Here is a 20,924-nt window from a genome sequence, read left to right on the forward strand (position 1 = left end):
TGTCCCGTCCCACGACCTCCTGCCGAATAAAGGTAATGATTGATAATGCTGTTTAGTGGATGCGTAACCGCGTCCTCCCGGTCGGGGTGCCAGCGGCGACCACTACGGTGGCCGCTTCAGGCGGGTCGGTCGCCGTCGATGGCCTGCCGAGTGTCGAGTCGTGCTCGAATCCCCGGGGCCACCCGGTCCCGTCGGCACACGAGCAGTCCCCCGACCGCGAGCCCCCCGCCACAGAGGAGGGCGAGGTTCACGTCGGGGTTCCGCGCGGCCACCAGGTTCAGCGAGTAGGTGGTCGAGACGACCGGATGGAACGGGCTGATTCCCATCGGGGTCACCACGTCCCCGAGGAGGTGCGTCAGGCCGGCCACCACGCCGGCCACGAACGCGAGCGTCACAGTGGCTGTCCGCTCCGTCCCCCGTCGCCGGGTCCACAGCCCGGCGACGACCGCGAGTGCTGCACCGAGACCCAGCGCTGCCCACGCGGTGTGGGTGACCCCACGGTGCGGGATGCCTGCGAGGTAGATGTCGATATCGGGCGCCGTGGCGAGAACCACGGGAGCGCTCGCCGCGACGGTCCCTCGTCCCCCGCGGTAGCGGACAGCGAGGACTGCGCCAGCGAGGAGTCCGAGGCCGAGGTGTCCTGGCAGGTACATCCCAGTTCCAGCGTGCCCGGCTCCCTGCATAAGCATACGCTGAGCGGACAGGAAGCGTCCCCGGTTACCGGGCGGTGAGCGACACGGGGCACTGGCTGGTGTTCCGGTTCTCCGGTGTTCAAAAGGTTGGCGTGTGGCGGGGGGTGGGGGGAAAACCACACGCCGGGGATACACCCTGATGGGTGTACCTCTCTCTTGTACATACCCGCTTATATATCATGTGGATATAACCGGTCCTCGTCTCGGGTGGCACTGTCCCTAGGCGGGTCCCGTTCGTGCCGCACCACTGCTCGCCCCCGTCCGAGTGGCCCGGTCCCCGGTGTCCAGGTGGGTTTTTGTCCCCGGATGGTGCAACCAGGGGTAGACGGCGATGTTGGACCTCGCACTGGCACGGCAGGCGTACCTGGAACGGCTGGCCGAGCGCCCGGCCTGGAAGCGAGATCTCATCGACGACCTTGGGGACTCCCGGTCCACGGTCGACCGCGCCATCGAGGCGCTCACCGATGCGGGGCTCGTCGTGGAACGGGACGACGGGTTCGCCACGACGTACGCGGGTCGGGTCCTGCTCGACACGGTAACCGAGGCCACGGCCATCGCGGAGACCGCTGGGGCGGCGGCTGAACTGGCGGCGAACCTGCCGGCCGACGCGCCCCGGGACCACCGCTTCTTCGCCGGCGGCGAGGTCGTGAGCATGGACCGGTTCCCACCGGCGCAGGTCGTCGAACGCATCACCGAGTCGCTCGCCGCGGCCGACCGCGTCCGCGGGGCCGCCGTCGCCCCCAACAGCGAGCAGTTCATCGAGGTCCTCTACCAGCGGACCGTGGTCGAGGAGGAGCTACGGATGGAGCTGCTCCTCCCCGCGTCGCTGTTCCCCGCGCTCTTCGAGAGGTACGCAGACCGGCTCGCCGCCTCGCTGGAGAGCGAGTGGCTCACCTTCCGGGTCATCGACGACCCTCCCTACGCGCTCTATCTGATGACCGCCGACGGCGCGACGACGGCACAGCTCGTCGTCCACGGCCCTCACGACAACTTCCTCGGGTACGTCGAGAACGACAGCGAGGCTGCCGTGGAGTGGCTGGAGGGCCGCTATGCCGACTACCGCCGTCGGTCCCGGCCCCTCGGTGAGTTCGCTGCCGATCGACTGGAGTGGCCCAGTGGCGGTTGACGGTCTCCGCCATCGACTGGCGAACTCCGTCGGCCGATGAATCGAAGCCCGGGCCCGACGTAGACACTCGCGTAACGTCCGGTATCCGACTGGGGGGTCGGATTGCGATTCCGGGCGTTGCCCAAGGGACCGGGTAGGGGATGCGCCCGCTGTGGTCTGGGTTCCCCGGCCCCTGACCGCTGTCTCCGTCGAGTGGCGATACTCTGTGACCCCATCCCCGAATACCAGTTCGCAGATGCCGGAACAAGTCATATGTGAGAATTATATCTCAATTATACAGGGAATATTATTTCTAGTACGTGTTTCGAAGAATAAAGCTCCGTTTCGTTTTAAAAAGGCTCCAAAAGGTGGTAAATGGCCCAAATTAATTATATTTGGGTGCATTAAATGCTAAGAGGTCCTTATTTGGAGTGTTATCAACACGCCAAAATCTAGCTGTTGGACATATATCTTAGTAATATTGGGCATTTTATCAGAAAATTGCGCTACAATATTGGGGAAGCGAACAAAAATTTAAGATATCAATTTCTGGCGATATATTGTTTATTGGAAATATAGGGCATAAATGATATGTGGGCGCCACTTGGTACTTGTTATCTCCCTCGAATCCACCGGTCGGAAGAGGTTTCAGGAAGGGTCGCGGTAGGGTCAACAATCACCGATGTCTGATGCGAGGGAGGTCTGCGCCTGCAAGGTCGGCCGGGGTATCGAGCGCTACGGGCTCGACGGCCTCGACGCGGAGCTGGTACGCCGGCGTCGCGAGTCGGACGCGAGCCTGCGCGAGCTGGCCGACTACACCAACCGGCGGATTCTCGCGGCGGCGCTCGACGCGGCGTCGGTCGATCTGGACGACACCCTCTACGGGGCGGTCGACGACGAGGACGCCGTTGGGGTGCTGTACGAGACGCTCGCGGACGACGAGACGCCGACCGAGCGGGTGGCTCGGGTCCGGACCCGACTGGTCCAGAACGGCGTCGATATCGAGGCCATCCAGTCCGACTGGGTGACGCATACCACGGTCCGGTCGCATCTCCGGGAGTGTCTGGAGGTCGACACCTCCCGGGAGGCGTCGATTACTCCCGACGACGGCCGTGACACCATCGAGTGGGCCCGGAACCGCTGTGCGAACATCGTCGGGGAGACACTCGAACGACTGCGGCGAGCCGACCTGCTCTCGACGGGGCCGCTGGAGACGTCGGTCACCGTCCAGGTTACCTGCTCGGACTGCGGGGCGACCTATCGGCCGGGGCAACTCCTCTCGGCGCGTGCGTGCGATTGTGGCGGCGAATCGGCCGATTGACAGCCGTTCAGCGCCGTTCTCTCCACATCTCACGACTGCCGGCGGTCGATTCGCCGGCGGAAGGATTGATTACCGGGGCCGTGGATGTGGGGGTAGAACCAATGACTGACGGGTCACAGACAGATACCGGAACGGTCACCGGCGATGCCGCACTGACCGCCTCGAACATCGGTGGTATCGACAGGGCTCAGGTGGAGTTCTCCCCGGGCGTGACCGTCCTCACCGGCTACAACGCGACCAACCGGACATCGCTTCTTCGCGCGGTGAACGGCGTGCTCGGGGGGACCGAAGCGACCCTGAAGAGTAGCGCCGACGAGGGGGAGGTCTCGCTGACCATCGGCGACGAGACCTACACCCGGTCGTACCGCCGGACGGGGTCGGGCGTCGCCACCAGCGGGGAGCCGTTCACCGATTCCGAGACACTGGTCGACCTCTTCGTCTCCCTGTTCGAGGACAACGAGGTTCGGCGGACGGTCGCCCGGGGTGAGGACCTTCACGACGTGGTGATGCGGCCGGTCGACACGGCGGCCATCGAGCGACGTATCCGCGAGCTACAGACCGAGCGTGAAGAGCTGAAACGCGAGCAGGAGCGCGTGGCCGAGCGGCGCAACGAGCTTCCGGAGCTGGAGCAGCGCCGAGGCGAGATCGACGAGCGTATCGAGGCCATCGACGAGCGCATCGCCGACCTCCGTGCGACCGTCGCCGAGTTCGAGGAGGATGCCGAGGCCGCGGAGGACGCCAACGAGATTGTCGACGAGCTCGACAGCCGGCGGCAGGAGCTGAGCGAGACCGAGGACGAGATCGAGCTGGTCGAGTCGGAGCTGTCAGCCCTCGAGACCGAACTCGAGGAGCTCAGGGAGGAGCGGGCGGCGCTGCCCGAGGAGTCGGAGACAGACCGGAGCGACCTGGAGCAGACGCTGACCGGCCTCCGGCAGGAGAAACGGGAACTCGACGCCGAGATATCCAGTCTGACCACCATCCTTGAGTTCAACCGGGAGATCCTCGCCGACGAGGACCACCAGCTCCCCTCCATCGAGGCCGAGGACGAGGACGTAACGGCGGCGCTCGCGCCCGAACCCGAGCAGGACGTGGTCTGCTGGACCTGCGGGAGCCGCGTCGAGCGAGGCGCCATCGACGACCGGCTCGCGGAGCTGGAATCCATCGTCGAGAGCCGGCGGAGCGACCGCGAGGGGGTCGACCAGCGGATCGGCGAGGTCGAGGACCGGATCCAGCAGCTGGAGCAGCATCGCCAGCGAAGCTCCAGTATCGAGCACGACATCGAGCGGACCGAGGAGAAGATCGACCAGCGCGAGCAGCGCCTCGAACAGCTCGAGTCGACGGCGGCGACGCTCCGCGAGGCTATCCAGGAGCTGGAGGTGGAAGCGGCCGAGACGGAGGCACTCAGGGAGAACGACCTGCTGGAGACGTACGAGGAGCTGAGCGAACTGCAGTACGAGCGCGGCCAGCTCGAGCAGGAGCGCGGCGGCATCGACGAGGAGATCGCCGATATCAGTGACCTCCCCGACCCGGCCGACCTGTCGGACCAGGTCGACGAGCTGAGTCGGCAACTGGAGCAGCAGCGTTCACACATCACGGACCTCGAGACCGCCGTCGTCGAGGAGTTCAACGAACGGATGGACGATATCCTGGGTATCCTCCAGTTCAGCAACATCGCCCGCGTATGGATCGAGCGCAAGGGCGGGGCCAGCGACAGCCGTGGGTCGGAGACGACGTTCGATCTCCACGTCATCCGCGAGGACGAGGAGGGAACCGTGTACGAGGACGTCATCGACCATCTGAGCGAGAGCGAGAGCGAGGTCATCGGACTGGTCGTCGCCCTGTCCGGCTACCTCGCACACGACGTCCACGAGACGGTCCCGTTCATCACGCTCGACTCGCTCGAGGCTATCGACGCCGAACGCATCGCCGATCTCGTATCGTACTTCGCCGACTTCTCGTCGTATCTGCTCGTCGCCCTCCTCCCGGAGGACGCCGACGCGCTGCCCGACGTCCACGACCGCATCCCCCCCACCGAGTTCCGCGCAACCGAATGAGCCGTCTGTCCGGCCCCGGGTCCGCGCGACGGCGCCCCAAGAGCTTTCCAATAGTATGGATGTAAAGGAGTGATTTACAGCCACATGGATGTAAAACTCGGTCCCTGACTCCGAGGCTGGGCCACACGAACACGGCCCTTGGGCGGTCGGCCACCGCGAAGACCCAGCGTGTATCGAGCCCTCCTCACGATCTGACTGCTGGATATCCGTGGAATCCCGAAGTTTTCTGATGCCTGTAAGTGGGGCTCTCTGGGGCTCTCAGTCCGATTCTGGTCTTCTGTTCGGCTTTGTGAAATCTCCGCGCGGGCGAGTCACGTCTCAGGCGCCCCTGATTCGCGATTGCCGAACAGAGCCCGTTCGATGAACGAGGTCTCTCCGAATGGAATTCGTTATATGCATATATTCTAGATACAGGGAAAAGTAAATTAATCGCTATATTCGACATACATGAATATTTCTGGGTGGTATTCTCTAGTGGTATCTTATCGGAACTTCGGTACGTCGAACCGGATCCTCGCGTGTCCCAGCTCAACCGGAATCACGACATAATACCCCGGGTTTACCCACCCCACGGGCGGGTGGGCCCCGTTCGGTTGTCACAAATCGTATGCCACCACGAATACATAACTACGATTATGGATTTGGTGGTGGCTGTCAACGTTTGCCACAGCACGGGTCCATCTATAAGACGGGCCATTCACGATGCTCACAAGTGCCAGAACCGGTCATGAGTGGTTATTTATTAAATAACCGAAATTATGATAACGTGTCCCCCGCTCCTCGTTGTCATGGCACTCAGCGAGCCCGGACGGATGGTGAAGTCAGCTCGAACCGCGTTCGAGATCATCGAGTACATCCACGAGCAGGATGGCGCGGAACTGGGTGAACTGGCCGACCGGCTGGACCTCGCGAAGAGCACGATCCACGGGTACCTGGCGACGCTGGAGTCACTGGAGTATCTGGTCAACGAGGGCGGACGCTACCACCTGAGTCTCAAGTTCTTCTACCATGGAACCGCGGCCTGCAACTCCGTCCCGATCGCCGGCCTCGCCGACGAGACGCTCCGCTCGCTGGCCGAGGAGACCTCACTGGTCGCCTGGCTCGTCGTCGAAGAGCACGGGCGGGCGGTCTACCTCGACCGCGTTGTCAGCGACGACGCCGTCCGGACGTACGGGCGGGTAAGCAAACGGACCCATCTCCACCGTCCGGCCTCGGGCAAGGCCATCCTCGCGCATCTCCCCGACAGCAGGGTTCGGAACATCGTGGACAGCTATGGGCTTCCGGGCCGGACCGAACACACCATCACGGACGAGGAAGCGCTGTTCGAAGAGCTGGCGGGAATCCGTCAGCGCGGGTACGCCATCAGCGAGCACGAGGTCGCACTCGGCGTCCAGTCGGTCGCCGCGCCGATTCACCACCGCGGTGAGGTTCTCGGGGCGGTCAGCGTCTCCGGGATGTCGAACCAGGTCGACGACGAGTACTTCCAGTCGGAGCTCCCGGATGTCGTGGCGCTCGCCGCGGCCGATATCGCCGACCGGTACGCCGAGCGCCACGGCTGACCCCCGGCTTCCGGCGTAGTTGCGGATGGTTCAGGTGAAGCGGGTTGTTAAACCGCCCGTATGTTACGGCATCACGCTTAGTGTGGGGGTGAGACACATGCTGGCACATCCGCTCGAAGGACAGCGGATTGATCAGTCAGACATGCACCGGAAAACGCTCATCCTCTGTGTGGCGCTCGGCATGCTCGCCGTCGTGGCGGTCGCTGGGTCCACCAGCGCGCTGTACGCGGGCGCCAGTCAGACCTCGATGGAACTGCAGGAACAGAACTACGACGGGTCCAACGAGCCGGACAACCCGGACTGTCCGGACCCGAGCCAGTACTCGGAGTACAGCGAGTACGGGCACGACTGTGCCGTACCGAACGATCCGAACCCCAACGATCACCCCCTGATGTTCGGGGACGACTTCACCGAGGTCAAGTGGAACTCTCACTGGTTCTTCTACGGCCCGGGGCAGCACGAACCCGGCTACCAGGGTGCGAGCTACGCCTTCCGCTCCTGGCCGGTGAAGGAGGACGTCGACATGGAGTACTTCGAGTATGTGGCCATCTACGCGCCGTGGGGCCGGTTCGGGGGGAACTCCGCCGGCGAGTGTACGGTCGCCGACACCCAGGCGGCCGGCATCGACCGCGGTAACGACGGAGCCAGCGAGTACCACTCCACCACCGGTGGTGGTGACGACAGCCTGGTGAGTGCGATCCAGAACTCGAAGGTCAACGCAACGTACGGCTACTTCCAGTTCGCTGGGCCCGACAGCTTCGGTGACCGCAACATCCCACTGAACAGCAGCGATGCCTTCGTCGCCGCGCTCGGTGACTGCTGGGCGAACCCGAAGGAGGAGGGCTGGTACCGGATGACCATCTGGTTCAACGGGACCGCCTACGACGGGAGCGATGTCGAATGGAAGGGGTACAACCACTGGCAGTACTTCTGCAGCGACTGTCAGAACCGACAGGACGCCATCGAGAAGTTCGGTCCGCCGGGCACGAACCCGGACAACCCCTGGAAGGACACCACGGTATCGACCGCGTCGACAGCAACCGCGACCGCGACACCGACACCGACCGTGACGCCCACACCGACGGCCTCCGGGTCCGATAGTACGTCCACCCCATCCCCCACGCCAGGGTCCGGGAACGAGCAGACCGCGACGGCCACTCCACCACCGACGGCGACACCGACTCCAACGGCGACGGACACGCCGACTCCAACGGCGACGGACACCGCGACGGAGACGGCGTCGCCGACGCCAGCCGACCAGAGTGGCGCGAACACGCCGACGGAGACGGCGACAGCGACCAGTGGTGGTGGCTCGAACGACGCCCAGCAGACTCCGGATGAAGGGTCACCGACCGCCCAGAGCGGCCCCGGGTTCGGGTTCGTCGTCGCGCTGCTGGGGACGCTCGTGGCCGCTCTGCTGGTTGTGAGACGGTCGTAACACCTGCTGCACCGCTCCCCCCGAACATTCTTATCCGAACACGTCCCGTGCCAACGTATGCCACGACGAGCTGACGACGACTCGTGTGCGGTCTGTGGCGACGAACTCCCGGAGGACCCGCCGGATGTCACGCTCCCGACCAGGTTCGCCCCTCGGATGACGCCGCTTGCCGGTCCGGGGATCCGTCGGGTCGAGTTCTGCAGCGAGCGTCACCGACGGGACTGGCTCGACGCCCGCCGGGGCGAATGGCCCGATACCGACGATGAGTCCGATATAGATAATTAAATACCCGGTGATTGCCCGCAGAATCGTTTTATGCACTGTTCTGGTTACCGCTACCCATGCCGCGAGACAGCGGTGACACCAGAGACGGAACCGTCGACCGTCGCGATCTACTGCGATCTGCCATCGCCGGGGCGACGACAGTTGGCATCGCCGGTTGTCGGAGCCTCGATGCGGCGGGTCCGGCGGGCACCGGAAACGAGACGGGTCCGGGAACCGAGGTACCGAACGACCTGTTCAAGGGTGAAACGCTCAAGATCGGCGGGATGTGGCCCCTCCCCGACGACTACACCATCGGGCGCGACGCACAGCGTGGTGCGGCACTGGCCGTGAAGGAGCACAACCAGTCATCGAACGGCGTGCTGGGTGCCGACCTCAAACTCCTCAATCGGAGCACCGACATCTCGCCCGCTGCCTCACGGCAGAACACACGGGAGCTCTGTCTGGACGAGGAGGTCGACGTGCTCAATGGCGGCTTCCTCGGACAGTCGTACAAGCTGATGATGGAGCCCATCGCGAGCACGCAGACGCTCTCGTACTTCTCGTGTGGGGCGTCGGTGCCCGTGGTCGAGAAGATCGCCAGCAACTACGAGCGCCACAAGTACAACTTCCGGTCCATCGGGAACATGGCCCAGGCCCGCGACGCGGAGCTCAACTTCCTCGAGACCGCGGCCGACCGGATGGGCTGGGACCGCATCGCCGTCTTCACGGAGAACCTGGAGGTGTACGATGCGGTCGCGGACCCCCTGGTCCAGGGCATCCGTGACCGGGGAATCGCGGAGGTCCCCATCGCGAAGCGGACCTCGCAGTCCATCATCGACTGGAAGCCGCTGTTCGACCAGGCCGAGGAGGCCAACTGTGACCTCGTCTGTGCGAACCTGGTCCTCACCGGGATGACCGCAGCCCGGCAGTGGGGGACCTCCGAGCGCCCGTTCGACTTCGGTGGCATCCACCTGCTCGCGATGGCGCCGGACTTCTGGGAGGCCGTCGGTCGGGTCTCGCCCGGCCTCTGGACGCTGAACATGGGGGCCTTCGACAGCCAGCAGACCCCCCAGATGTCGACGATGCAGGACCGGTTCAAACAGGAGTACGGCTACAGGACCAGCGCCTACTCCTGTTTCTGTGCGTACGATGCGGTCAACAACTGGGTGGAGGCGGTGAAGGCGACCGGTTCCACCGACCCGGAGGACCTCATCCCGTACCTGAAACAGCGGACCTGGAACGGGAGCATCCTGAAACCGACCCTCGAGTACTACGATGAAGACGCCCAGTACCCGCACGACATCAAGTGGAGCGCACCGGATATCGAGACGTGGAACGAGCTGGGGTTCCCGCCCGTGATACAGTGGCAGGGCGAGAAGAATGGGGAGGCTCGCATGGAGACCATCGCCCCCAAGCGGGCGGCGGGCGGCGAGTACAAGATCAAGAAGACGCCGTGGCTCCGCTAGGAGGTGGACAGGAATGGTCAACATCACCAACATACTGATAAGCGGAATCGCGATCAGCTCGCTGTACGCGCTCGTAGCTATCGGCTTCACCCTCATCTTCGGCGTCGGCGGGGTATTCAACCTCGCCCACGGGGCTTTGCTCGCGCTCGGGGGGTTCACCTCCTACTTCATCTCCTTCCGGTACGGGCTCTCCCCGATACTGGGCCTCGTCGGCGCGGTCGTCGTGACGGGGCTCGTCGGCGGCGTTCTCTACCTGCAGGTGATCGAGCCCGTCGAGGACAACACCGTGGCGGTGCTGATACTGACACTGCTCGCGGGCTTCCTCATCCAGTTCGGCTTCGGCATCTTCGTCACCAAGCAGACGATCTCCATCCCGCAGATCGCTCCCGGGTCGGTCAGCATCGCCGGGACGAGTATCCAGAACAACACGATCTTCGTCTTCGTCTCGGCCGTCGTCCTCATGGCTGGGCTGTTCGTGCTCGTGGAGCGGACCGACATCGGGAAGGCGATCATCGCAATGAGCATGAGCGAGAAGGGTGCCTCGCTCGTCGGCATCGACCAGCGCCGGATGAAGCTCTACACCTGGGTGCTGGCGGCCATGTTCGCCGGGTTCGCTGGCGTCCTGCTGACCTCGTACCAGACGGGACAGTGGAACATGGGCCTGCAGCCCCTCCTGCTGTCGTTCACCATCGTCATTCTCGGCGGGCTGGGGTCGATCAAGGGGAGCATCATCGCCGCCTACCTCATCGGCTTCGTCGAGACCATCACGACATCGGTGGTCAGCTCCCAGCTGACCGGGGTCGTTCCGCTCTCCCTGCTGATCGTGATTCTGCTCGTGCGGCCACAGGGACTGTTCGGGCGGGGGGTGGATACAGATGTCTGACAGCTTCCTGCGGGGGCTCCCGCGCCGGTACTACCTCGGCCTGGTGTTCCTCGTCGCCCTCGGGCTCTCGCCCGTCGTCACGACGCAGACCCAGCTGATCACCATCATCGGTATCCTCTACCTGATGATGTTCGCGATGACCTGGGACGTCGCCTCGGGCTACACCGGCCAGCTCAACCTCGGACACGCCGCGTTCATCGCGGTTGGGGGCTACACGACCGCGATCCTCAACATCACGCACGGGGTCTCACCGCTGGTCAGTATCCCCGTCGCGATGGTGCTGTCCGGGCTTGCCGGACTCGCCATCGGCATTCCCGCGCTCCGTATCCGCGGTGCGTACCTCGCCCTCGTCACGCTCGTCATCCCGACGATATTCTTCCAGATCGTCATCCTGTTCGACGGTGTGTTCAAGGGTTCGTTCGGCTTCAAGAGTCCGCCGACGAGTCTCGCCGGCACCGGCGGGAGCACTGGTGCCCTCGTCACCGTGAACCGCTCGGCGATGGCCACCATCATCGACTTCTACATCTCGTATGCGGTGCTGCTGGTGCTGTTCCTTGTGCTGTTCGCCTACACCCGGAGCGACTCCGGGCGGATCCTCTCGGCCATCCGAGAGGACGAGGACGCGGTCGTCGCCGCCGGAATCGCCCCGGCCAAGCACAAGGTGTTCGCCTTCGTCCTCAGCGCGATGACCGCCGGCCTCGCCGGCGCGCTGTTCGTCCACTCCACCGCCGGCTTCCCGCACCCCGACCAGCTGCTCGCCGACACGCTGAGCCTGAACATCGTCATCGTCAGCGTGCTCGGCGGCCTCGGAACCATCGTCGGGCCGATGGTGGGTGCGCTCCTGTTCGGTGGGCTCCAGTTCGTCGCCGGGGAGTTCGATGTCGCGCTCCCGATGCTGGAGCAGACGTTGAGCGATGTCATCCCGGTCGTGCTGTTCGTCCTCGGCATGGTCGTGGTGTACTACCGGCCCGAGGGGCTGGTGCCGGCGCTGCTCCAGCGGAGCGAGCCGGAGCTAGAGGACCCCGCGAGACGCCCGTCGGAGACAGCCGCAGACGGCGGAACGACCCCGGTCGAACAGGTTGCGGAGAAACAGGCGGAATCGCTCCCGAAGAGCGGCCAGACACAGGACAATGAGTACTGACACACCCGAGCGGTCGACCGGCGGGCCTGGGTCACGAACAGCACGCGATTCGGACGACGGGATGCTCGTCGTCGACAACCTGCGCAAGGAGTTCGGTGGGCTGGTCGCGGTCGATGACCTCTCCTTCACCGTGCAGGAGCAGGAGATACTGGGGTTCATCGGCCCGAACGGTGCCGGGAAGTCGACCACGTTCGACTGCATCATGGGCGCCCACAAACCGACCAGTGGCACCGTCCGGTACCGGGGAGAGGACGTGACGGGGTACCCGGGTGATGCGATGATCAAGCGAGGGATGGCCCGGACGTTCCAGGATTTCGCCCCGCTCGATGACCGGACGGTCGTCGAGAACGTCGCGCTCTCGTTGATGCCCGACCGGCTCGTCTCCACCTCCGGGTTCCAGCAGGAGACGGAAGAGATCGCTGCCGAGATCTGTCGCCGGGTCGGGCTCGGGAACCGGCTCCGGTCGACTCCCGGTGAGCTCCCCCACGCCGGGCTGCTCCGGCTGGAACTGGCGCGTGCAATCGCGACCGACCCCGACCTGGTGCTGGTCGACGAGCCGTTCGCCGGCCTCTCGAGTCAGGAGGTCGCGGAGATCTCCGAGCTGCTCGAGTCGCTGCGCTGGCGGGGCATGACGTTCATCGTCGTCGACCACAACATGCGCGGGCTGCTGGATCTCATCGACCGGGCTATCGTCATCCAGTTCGGGTCGAAGATCGCCGAGGGCCCCCCAGAGACGATTACCGACGACGAGGTCGTCCAGAAGGCCTACCTCGGGGAGGGGATGTGAGTCCCGTGTCGTTGCTCGCAATCGCCAGCTCTGTCGTTGCCAGGGCTCCGGGCAGGGGTAGATTGATTACGATCCGTGATACACAGGATGGTGTGTTACCACATGTCACCTGATACGGAGGAACTGAGAGCTGCGGTCGTGGGTGCACTGTTCGGTGGAATCACGCTGGGCGTCGTCATCCAGTTCACCACGCCCATGATGCCTGCGATGGGGCGGGTGTACATGGTCGACCAGCCCTCGCTCGTCGGCGGATGGGTGGCGCTGCTGTTCCTCTGCGTCATCCTCGGCATCCTCTTTGCGGCCATCGTCACGCGGTACATCGACGACTACATCTCGACCGTGCTGTCGCTGACGACCCGCTCGGAGGCCGCGAAGAACATGGTGATGCCGCTGACGAACCGCTTCGGGATGGCGCTGGTCGTCACGACGGCGATGGGGCTCGTCTACGGGCTCGTCGTCGGCTTCGGACTCGGCGCCGTCATCGTACCGATGCTGGCCCCGGTTGTCGTCGTCCCGTACCTCGACGGCTCGGCCCTCGCCGGGTTCGCCCTGTTCGGGGTCATCCTCGGCGGGACGTACGGCGAGCTGGTCATGGGATAGTCGCGGTCGGCCTCCCATGCCGTCGCTGTCGGACTGGTTCTCCGCACGCTGCATCGACCGCGGACACGGGCTGGTATATGTAGTATACCGTCTACTGATGGGCAAATCTTTAGTGAGGGGGTTCCGTGGGTCCCTGTGACGCGGGAGGAGTGCGAACACTTCCCGTGAACGGAGGTCAGCCAATCGATGAGCACTGAAGACCAGTCAGAACACGAACCGCGTCTCCTCGCCCTCGACACGGGCGGGACCATGACGGACTCGTTCATCGTGGACGAGGAGGCCAACTACACGGTCGGAAAGGCACAGACAACGCCGGACGACGAATCGGTCGGCGTGAAGAACTCGTTCGACAACGGACTCGGGTACTGGGGTACCTCGTTCAGCGAGAGTGCCGCCTCGCTCGACGGTGTCGTCTACGCCGGAACGGCGATGCTCAACCGGTTGCTCGAGCGTGAGGGCGAGGGAGATATCGGGGTCATCACGACCGCCGGCTTCGAGGACCACCACCGGATGGGTCGCGGCATCGCCAGCTGGGCGGACCTGTCGTATGCGGGTCGTCTCCACGCGCGGGAACACGAACACCCCGAACCGCTCGTTCCCCGTGAGAACATCAAGGGCGTTCGCGAGCGCGTCAACATGCTCGGCGTCCCGATCATCAGCATCTACGAGGACGAGATCCGGGAGGCCGTCCACGACCTGCTCGACCGCGACGTGCGGGTCATCGCCGTCTGTACAATCTTCTCCTACGCGAATCAGGAACACGAGCAGAAGATCAAGGAGATTGCCGAGGAGATCAAGGACGAGCGCAACGACGACACACCGGTGTGGCTCTCGAGCGAGCAGAACCCGGTTCGGGGCGAGACCCCGCGGCTGAACACGCTCATCCTCGAGGCCTACGCCGTGGAGCCGTCGCGCGAACAGCTCTACAACATCGAGGACACGCTGCAGGAGGAGGGACTGGACTCGCCGTTCCGGGTTCTGACCTCGTCCGGTGGAACCATCGCGCCGGACCACGACTGGCTGGCGGAGACGATGCTGTCGGGTCCCATCGGTGGGGTGTTCGGCGGCGAGTTCCTCACCGACAAGCTGGGTATCGACAACCTCGTTTGCTCGGACGTCGGGGGAACCAGCTTCGACGTGGCGCTCATCACCGAGGGTCACTACCCGACGCGCTGGGACCAGACCCTGGCGCAGATTCCGACCAACATCCCGATGACCGCGCTCGACTCCATCGGTTCGGGGACGGGGTCGTACCTGCGTGTCGACCGTGCCTCCGACCGCATCGAGGTCGGCCCGGACTCGGCCGGGTACGAGGTCGGCGTCGCGAACCAGAACGCCGACCTGGATACGCCCACCGTCACGGACTGCACGGCGCTGCTGGGCTACATCAATCCCGACTTCTTCCTCGGTGGCGACATCCCCATCGATGTCGACGCGGCGCGGGAGGCCATCGACGAGCAACTCGCCAGCAACCTCGGCGAGGACCCCGTCGAGACGGCCCGTGGCGTGCTCAACATCGTCGAGCGCGACATGGCCAACGAGCTCCGCTCGATGGTCCACGGACTGGGCTACGCACCCGAGAACTACAACCTCATCAGCTACGGCGGCGGCGGGCCGCTCCACGCGGCCGGCTACTGCAAGCCGCTGAACTTCAAGGACATCCTCGTCCCGGACTGGGCGGCGGCGTTCTCCGCGTTCGGCACCGCGTGTGCCGACTCGGCGTACCGGCACGACCAGTCCGTCGACGTCATCCTGCAGCCCGACTTCAGCAACGCGGACGACGTGGCCGACACCCTGACCCAGGTGTTCCACAAGGTGCGCGACAAGGCGGCCGGCGCCTTCGAGCGCGACGGTATCGACCCCGATGTCATGGAGTTCCGTCCGGCCATCCGCGCACAGTACACCGGCATGCTCGACGACCTGGAGGTCCAGATCGAGGACTTCTGGGACGGGGGGCTGGACGGCGAGGACATCGAACAGATCATCGAGCGATTCGAGGACGAGTTCGGCCGCGTGTTCCAGCGTGCGGCCCGCTCGCCCGAGAATGGCTACCAGTTCACCGTCGCCATCGGGACGGGCGTTGCGCCCTCGACGAAGCCCGAACTCCCCGAGGAGGCCCCCGTCTCGGCGGATACGCCGCCCGAGCAGGCCCACAAGAACGAGCGGGCCATCTACTGGGAGGGTGACTGGCACGACGCCGACATCTGGGACATGGATCACATCCAGGCCGGCAACGTCATCGAGGGGCCGGCGGTCACGGAGGCCCCGGCGACGACGATGCTGGTGCCGCCGGGCTGGGAGGCATCGCTCGACAACAACCGCATCTACCACCTCACTCCACCAGACCAATGAGCAAACCCGAATCAGAACTGCACGACCCCGGAACGACCACCCGCGAACGCGAGCACGAGCACGTAGAGCCACCCATCGGCTGGGACGGCCGGACGCTCCAGGAGATGCTCGACGAGAGCGAGCAGCGCCTCGAGGAGACGGGCCGCTACCAGGGCCTCGACGAACTCGAACTCAAGGAGAACGACCCGTTCAAGTACGAGCAGATGTACTCGCGGCTCCGCGGGGCGCTCGTCTCGGCGCGCGAGACGGCCCTGCACGTCTCGGCGTCACCTATCGTGCGCGAGATCGGGGAGCTGTGCTTCCAAATCTACACGCCCGAGGGTGACTCCGTGGCGGTGTCGACCGGAATCATCGTCCACGTTCACACGGGGAGCCTCGCGATCAAGTACATGATCGAGGAGGGGTACGAGACGAACCGTGGCATCCAGCCCGGGGACGTGTTCTGCAACAACGACAACGACCTCGGCAACGTCCACACCACGGACGTTCACACCTTCGTCCCCATCTTCTACGACGACGAACTCGTCGCCTGGGCCGACGGTGTCACCCACGAGATCGACATCGGCGGGATGACCCGCGGCCACGACCAGGTCGCCTCGACGAACCGGCACGAGGACGGGCTGTACGCCACGTGTGAGAAGATCGGTGAGGACGACAAGCTGTATCAGGACTGGCGGGACCGCGGGCAGCGGGGCGTCCGTACCCCGATGTACTGGGACCTCGACGAGAAGTGTCGGCTCGCGGGCTGTCACATGATCCGCGAGGCGATCCACGAGATGATCGACGAGGTCGGCGTGGAGACGTTCAAGGACTTCCTCTACGAGGCCGTCGAGGAGGGCCGACAGATCATGGAATCCCGGGTCAAAGAGCGGATGTTCCCCGGGACGTACCGCGAGGCCGGGTTCCACCCGATCCAGTGGGAGGACAAGGCCTGGCAGCCCGGCGCCCAGCAGAACATGATGAACCACCTCCCCGTCGAGATGACCATCGACGGTGAGGGCGGGATGGAGCTGGACATGGAAGGGGCCACGCCGCCCGGCCCGCACCCGTTCAACTGCGCGAAGGGCTCGATGGAGGGGGCGCTCTGGGTGTACCTCACCCAGTCCATCCTCCACGACGGGAAGGTGAACGACGGGGCTCACTACGCGGTGGACACCAACTACCCGGAGGGGACGGTGGTGAACCCGCAGGACCCCGAGCTGTCCTACCACACCCCGTGGATGACGATATTCCCGACGTACCTGGCGGTGTCGAAGTGCCTCTCCAACGGGTTCTTCTCGCGGGGGTTCCGCGAGGAGGTGATCACCGGGTACGGGGAGCCCTCCGACGCGCTCCAGGGCGGCGGGAAGCTGATGGACTCGCTGTCCGAGGCCATCCCGGACGCGCTGGGAGATTACTTCCCGGTCGGTCCGTTCGACTTCTCGTGTCAGGGCCTGGGTGCCTCGGCGTGTCGCGACGGATTGAACTACGGGTATGCGATGTTCAACCCCGAGGCGGACCTCGGCGACGTCGAGGAGTGGGAGCAGACCCAGTGGGGCCTCATCCAGCTGTCCCGGCGGGTCAAGCCCAACACCGCGGGCCACGGCAAGTACCGCGGTGGCTCCGGCTGGGAGGGACTCCACACCGTCATGGGCAGCGAGGACGTCTCGCTGTACACGCTCAGCATCCCGACAGTGACGTGGTCGTCCGCCGGTATGTCCGGCGGCTACCCCGGTGGGACCAGCTACTCCGTTCGCGCACACGACACGGACCTGGCCAAGCGGACCGTCACGGACGAGCCGTACCCGCTCGACGACATGCCCCACAACGGCCGCATCGAGGAGCAGATCGAGGCCGAGGAGGTCATCCGCGACCACGACGGGATGTTCTTCCCGGAGGAGTTCGAGAACTACGACCTGCTCCGCTATCAGACCAGTGGTGGCCCCGGCTGGGGCGACCCGCTGGAGCGGCCGCCGGAGAAGCTGAAGGAGGACATCGAGAAGGACATCTTCACGCCGGATGTCGTCGAGGAGGTGTACGGCGTGGTCGGCGACTACGACGCGGAGAACCGTGACTTCACGATCGACGAGGCGGCGACCGCGGAGCGGCGCGAGGAGATCCGCGAGGAGCGGGCCGAGCGGACCCAGTCGTTCGAGGAGTTCTTCGAGGAGGAGCAGGCCCGCGTGAAGCAGAGCGACTGGAACGACGGCGTCCAGTACATGTACGAGGGCGTCTTCGAGACGAGCGAGGAATGGGCTCAGGACTTCCGCGAGTTCTGGGACCTCGGCGACGGATACTCCCCCTAGGTGATACCAATGACTGATCTCGACCAAGCACGCGTGGAATCGCTGATCGACGGAGAGCTGTCCTGGGACGAGCTGCGCAACGAGGTGCTCCCGGACCCGAAGGACCCGGACCGCTTCCAGAAGACTCGCGAGGTGCTGCAGGAGCGCGTCGACTGGGACGACCCCATCCTCGTCCCGCTGAACGACCATCTGTTCGTGGTCGGCACGGACGATGGTCGGGTCATCCGGGCCGACTGTGGTACGGACCTCTGTGACGCCGGCGAGAACTGGAAGCGCTCCTGTGAGGTCTTCGTCCGCGAGGAGGACGAGGAGTTCGAGGAGCTCTACGAGGAGTACATGCACGTCGACCCGGACTGGGCGTTCGAGCTCCGGGAGTGGTACTGCCCGGAGTGCTACCAGCTCCTCGACGTGGACGCGGTGCCGGTCGGGTATCCGGTGCTCAAGCCGTTCGAGCCGGATATCGACACCTTCTACGAGGAGTGGCAGGGCCGGCCAGCACCGGACCGGGAGGGTGAGCAAGCCGCGGACTGACGCTGCCAGCCGTCCTGCCGCTCTCCTCGCGTACCGGTTTCCCGGACGCCCGTGTGGCACCGTTCGACCACAACCGTACCTTCCATATGACACCACCAGACCAATGAGCAAACCAGGATCCGAACTGCACGACCCCGGAACGACCACCCGCGAACGCGAGTTCGAGCACGTAGAGCCACCCATCGGCTGGGACGGCCGGACACTCCAGGAGATGCTCGACGAGAGCGAGCAGCGCCTCGAGGAGACGGGCCGCTACCAGGGCCTCGACGAACTCGAGTTCAAAGCGGAGCAGCCGTTCAAGTACGAGCAGATGTACTCGCGGCTCCGCGGGGCGCTCGTCTCGGCGCGCGAGACGGCCCTGCACGTCTCGGCGTCACCCATCGTGCGCGAGATCGGGGAGCTGTGCTTCCAGATTTACACGCCCGAGGGTGACTCCGTGGCGGTGTCGACCGGAATCATCGTCCACGTTCACACGGGGAGCCTCGCGATCAAGTACATGATCGAGGAGGGGTACGAGACGAACCGTGGCATCCAGCCCGGGGACGTGTTCTGCAACAACGACAACGACCTCGGCAACGTCCACACCACCGATGTCCACACCTTCGTCCCCATCTTCTACGATGGGGAGTTGGTGGCGTGGGCGGATGGTGTCACCCACGAGATCGACATCGGCGGGATGACCCGCGGCCACGACCAGATCGCGTCCACGAACCGGCACGAGGACGGGCTGTACGCCACGTGTGAGAAGATCGGTGAGGACGACAAGCTGTACCAGGACTGGCGTGACCGCGGGCAGCGCGGCGTGCGGACGCCGATGTACTGGGACCTCGACGAGAAGTGTCGGCTCGCGGGCTGTCACATGATCCGCGAGGCGATCCACGAGATGATCGACGAGGTCGGCGTCGAGCTGTTCAAGGACTTCCTCTACGAGGCTGTCGAGGAGGGCCGACAGATCATGGAATCCCGGGTGCAGGAACGGCTCTTCCCCGGGACGTACCGCGAGGCCAGCTTCCTCCCCATCCAGTGGGCGGACAAGGCCTGGCAGCCCGGCGCCCAGCAGAACATGATGAACCACCTCCCCGTCGAGATCACGGTCGATGGGGAGGGCGGGGTGGAGCTGGATATGGAAGGGGCCACCCCGCCCGGCCCGCACCCGTTCAACTGCGCCGAGGGCTCGATGGCGGGAGCGCTCTGGGTGTCGCTGACCCAGTGTCTGCTCCACGACGGGAAGGTGAACGACGGGGCTCACTACGCGGTGGACACCAACTACCCGGAGGGGACGGTGGTGAACCCGCAGGACCCCGAGCTGTCCTACCACAGCCCCTGGGGGACCATCTTCCCCACCTATCAGGGCGTCTGGAAATGCATCTCGCGTGGCTTCTTCTCGCGGGGGTTCCGCGAGGAGGTTGTCACGGGCTATGGGGAGCCGTCGGACGCCATCCAGGGCGGCGGGAAGCTGATGGACTCGCTGGCCGAGGCCATCCCGGACGCGCTGGGTGACTACTTCCCGGTGGGGTCGTTCGACTTCTCGTGCCAGGGCCTGGGTGCTTCGGCCTGCCGCGATGGCCTGGACTACGGGTATGCGATGTTCAATCCGGAGGCGGACCTCGGCGACGTCGAGGAGTGGGAGCAGACCCAGTGGGGCCTCATCCAGCTGGGACGGAAGGTCAAGCCCAACACCGCGGGCCACGGCAAGTACCGCGGCGGCTCCGGCTGGGAGGGGCTCTACACTGTCATGGGCAGCGAGGATACCTCGCTGTACTGTGTGAGTCTCCCGAACGTCGCCTGGTGCACCTCCGGGATGTCCGGCGGCTACCCCCACGGTACCGGGTACTCCGTGCGCGCACACGACACGGACCTGGCCAGGCGGACCGTCACGGACGAGCCGTACTCCATCGGGGACGACCGCCCGGGCGAACACCAGTTCGAGCAGAACATCGAGGCCGAGGAGCTCATCCGCGACCAGGACCCGATGTTCTTCCCGGAGGAGTTCGAGAACTACGACATGCTCCACTACAAGACCAGCGGTGGTCCGGGGTGGGGTGATCCGCTGGAGCGACCGTCGGAGAAGCTGAAGGCGGACATCGAGGAGGACGTCTTCACGCCGGACATCGTCGAGGAGGTGTACGGCGTGGTCGGCGACTACGACGCGGAGAACCGTGACTTCACGATCGACGAGGAAGCGACGGCTGAGCGACGTGCGGAGATCCGTGAGGAGCGAGCCGAGCGGACCCAGTCGTTCGAGGAGTTCTTCGAGGAGGAGCAGGCCCGCGTGAAGCAGAGCGACTGGAACGACGGCGTCCAGTGGATGTACGAGGGCGTCTTCGACCTGTCGGAGGAGTGGGCCGACGAGTTCCGTGGCTTCTGGGACCTCGGCGACGGGTACTCCCCCTAGTGACCGAGGACCGACAGCCGCCCACTGCTCCTGGATGCCCTGAGGTACGGT

At 65.0% G+C, this 20,924-nt stretch carries 16 protein-coding genes; 15 read left to right on the forward strand and 1 reads right to left on the reverse strand.

The genetic code is table 11. The features are described 5' to 3' along the window. Window positions 1-116: 116 nt before the first annotated feature. Window positions 117-653, reverse strand: coding sequence for a metal-dependent hydrolase (locus NL115_RS10170; RefSeq protein ID WP_254829254.1), 537 nt, complete (start codon window positions 651-653; stop codon window positions 117-119). Between the two features lie 370 nt (window positions 654-1,023). On the opposite strand from NL115_RS10170, the gene NL115_RS10175 reads away from it, so the two are divergent. The 15 genes from NL115_RS10175 to NL115_RS10245 all read left to right on the forward strand — a co-directional run bounded on the left by NL115_RS10175 (window position 1,024) and on the right by NL115_RS10245 (window position 20,873). Beyond that, on the forward strand, window positions 1,024-1,818 hold the full coding sequence (locus NL115_RS10175; RefSeq protein ID WP_254829255.1) for a helix-turn-helix domain-containing protein: 795 nt from the start codon (window positions 1,024-1,026) through the stop codon (window positions 1,816-1,818). Between the two features lie 661 nt (window positions 1,819-2,479). After that, window positions 2,480-3,118, forward strand: coding sequence for a rod-determining factor RdfA (rdfA, locus tag NL115_RS10180; RefSeq protein ID WP_254829256.1), 639 nt, complete (start codon window positions 2,480-2,482; stop codon window positions 3,116-3,118). 101 nt (window positions 3,119-3,219) lie between these two features. Continuing rightward, window positions 3,220-5,172, forward strand: a complete 1,953-nt coding sequence (locus NL115_RS10185; protein ID WP_254829257.1) for an archaea-specific SMC-related protein — start codon at window positions 3,220-3,222, stop codon at window positions 5,170-5,172. A gap of 788 nt (window positions 5,173-5,960) precedes the next feature. Then, window positions 5,961-6,731, forward strand: coding sequence for an IclR family transcriptional regulator (locus NL115_RS10190; RefSeq protein WP_254829258.1), 771 nt, complete (start codon window positions 5,961-5,963; stop codon window positions 6,729-6,731). Window positions 6,732-6,873: 142 nt separating this feature from the next. Further along, complete coding sequence (locus tag NL115_RS10195; RefSeq protein ID WP_254829259.1) at window positions 6,874-8,169, forward strand: PGF-CTERM sorting domain-containing protein; 1,296 nt, start codon at window positions 6,874-6,876, stop codon at window positions 8,167-8,169. A gap of 57 nt (window positions 8,170-8,226) precedes the next feature. Beyond that, window positions 8,227-8,454, forward strand: a complete 228-nt coding sequence (locus NL115_RS10200) for a hypothetical protein (protein WP_254829260.1) — start codon at window positions 8,227-8,229, stop codon at window positions 8,452-8,454. Between the two features lie 56 nt (window positions 8,455-8,510). Next, window positions 8,511-9,899 (forward strand): ABC transporter substrate-binding protein, encoded by a 1,389-nt coding sequence (locus tag NL115_RS10205; protein WP_254829261.1) that lies wholly within the window; start codon window positions 8,511-8,513, stop codon window positions 9,897-9,899. 13 nt (window positions 9,900-9,912) lie between these two features. Next, window positions 9,913-10,782 (forward strand): branched-chain amino acid ABC transporter permease, encoded by an 870-nt coding sequence (locus tag NL115_RS10210; RefSeq protein WP_254829262.1) that lies wholly within the window; start codon window positions 9,913-9,915, stop codon window positions 10,780-10,782. After that, complete coding sequence (locus NL115_RS10215; RefSeq protein WP_254829263.1) at window positions 10,775-11,923, forward strand: branched-chain amino acid ABC transporter permease; 1,149 nt, start codon at window positions 10,775-10,777, stop codon at window positions 11,921-11,923. The genes NL115_RS10210 and NL115_RS10215 overlap by 8 nt, the downstream gene beginning before the upstream one ends. After that, on the forward strand, window positions 11,913-12,710 hold the full coding sequence (locus NL115_RS10220) for an ABC transporter ATP-binding protein (RefSeq protein ID WP_254829264.1): 798 nt from the start codon (window positions 11,913-11,915) through the stop codon (window positions 12,708-12,710). The genes NL115_RS10215 and NL115_RS10220 overlap by 11 nt, the downstream gene beginning before the upstream one ends. A gap of 102 nt (window positions 12,711-12,812) precedes the next feature. Then, window positions 12,813-13,310, forward strand: coding sequence for a hypothetical protein (locus NL115_RS10225; protein ID WP_254829265.1), 498 nt, complete (start codon window positions 12,813-12,815; stop codon window positions 13,308-13,310). A gap of 186 nt (window positions 13,311-13,496) precedes the next feature. Next, window positions 13,497-15,662, forward strand: a complete 2,166-nt coding sequence (locus tag NL115_RS10230) for a hydantoinase/oxoprolinase family protein (RefSeq protein ID WP_254829266.1) — start codon at window positions 13,497-13,499, stop codon at window positions 15,660-15,662. Further along, window positions 15,659-17,947, forward strand: coding sequence for a hydantoinase B/oxoprolinase family protein (locus tag NL115_RS10235; RefSeq protein WP_254829267.1), 2,289 nt, complete (start codon window positions 15,659-15,661; stop codon window positions 17,945-17,947). Before NL115_RS10230 ends, NL115_RS10235 begins: the two co-directional genes overlap by 4 nt. Window positions 17,948-17,956: 9 nt before the next feature. Further along, window positions 17,957-18,478: an acetone carboxylase subunit gamma gene (locus NL115_RS10240; RefSeq protein ID WP_254829268.1), complete on the forward strand. Its 522-nt coding sequence runs from the start codon at window positions 17,957-17,959 to the stop codon at window positions 18,476-18,478. 103 nt (window positions 18,479-18,581) lie between these two features. After that, complete coding sequence (locus tag NL115_RS10245) at window positions 18,582-20,873, forward strand: hydantoinase B/oxoprolinase family protein (RefSeq protein ID WP_254829269.1); 2,292 nt, start codon at window positions 18,582-18,584, stop codon at window positions 20,871-20,873. The last annotated feature ends 51 nt before the right edge of the window (window positions 20,874-20,924 follow it).

It is taken from the genome of Haloglomus salinum (genome assembly GCF_024298825.1).
GTDB classification, from domain to species: domain Archaea; phylum Halobacteriota; class Halobacteria; order Halobacteriales; family Haloarculaceae; genus Haloglomus; species Haloglomus salinum.

Bases quoted from the DNA above. Each gene is read 5' to 3' on its own strand.
- NL115_RS10235 (WP_254829267.1), top strand. From the start codon at position 15,659: ATGAGCAAACCCGAATCAGAACTGCACGACCCCGGAACGACCACCCGC.
- NL115_RS10170 (WP_254829254.1), bottom strand. From the start codon at position 653: ATGTACCTGCCAGGACACCTCGGCCTCGGACTCCTCGCTGGCGCAGTC.
- NL115_RS10225 (WP_254829265.1), top strand. From the start codon at position 12,813: ATGTCACCTGATACGGAGGAACTGAGAGCTGCGGTCGTGGGTGCACTG.
- NL115_RS10190 (WP_254829258.1), top strand. From the start codon at position 5,961: ATGGCACTCAGCGAGCCCGGACGGATGGTGAAGTCAGCTCGAACCGCG.
- NL115_RS10205 (WP_254829261.1), top strand. From the start codon at position 8,511: ATGCCGCGAGACAGCGGTGACACCAGAGACGGAACCGTCGACCGTCGC.
- NL115_RS10240 (WP_254829268.1), top strand. From the start codon at position 17,957: ATGACTGATCTCGACCAAGCACGCGTGGAATCGCTGATCGACGGAGAG.
- NL115_RS10215 (WP_254829263.1), top strand. From the start codon at position 10,775: ATGTCTGACAGCTTCCTGCGGGGGCTCCCGCGCCGGTACTACCTCGGC.
- NL115_RS10230 (WP_254829266.1), top strand. From the start codon at position 13,497: ATGAGCACTGAAGACCAGTCAGAACACGAACCGCGTCTCCTCGCCCTC.
- NL115_RS10200 (WP_254829260.1), top strand. From the start codon at position 8,227: ATGCCACGACGAGCTGACGACGACTCGTGTGCGGTCTGTGGCGACGAA.
- NL115_RS10210 (WP_254829262.1), top strand. From the start codon at position 9,913: ATGGTCAACATCACCAACATACTGATAAGCGGAATCGCGATCAGCTCG.
- NL115_RS10220 (WP_254829264.1), top strand. From the start codon at position 11,913: ATGAGTACTGACACACCCGAGCGGTCGACCGGCGGGCCTGGGTCACGA.
- NL115_RS10185 (WP_254829257.1), top strand. From the start codon at position 3,220: ATGACTGACGGGTCACAGACAGATACCGGAACGGTCACCGGCGATGCC.
- rdfA (WP_254829256.1), top strand. From the start codon at position 2,480: ATGTCTGATGCGAGGGAGGTCTGCGCCTGCAAGGTCGGCCGGGGTATC.
- NL115_RS10245 (WP_254829269.1), top strand. From the start codon at position 18,582: ATGAGCAAACCAGGATCCGAACTGCACGACCCCGGAACGACCACCCGC.
- NL115_RS10195 (WP_254829259.1), top strand. From the start codon at position 6,874: ATGCACCGGAAAACGCTCATCCTCTGTGTGGCGCTCGGCATGCTCGCC.
- NL115_RS10175 (WP_254829255.1), top strand. From the start codon at position 1,024: ATGTTGGACCTCGCACTGGCACGGCAGGCGTACCTGGAACGGCTGGCC.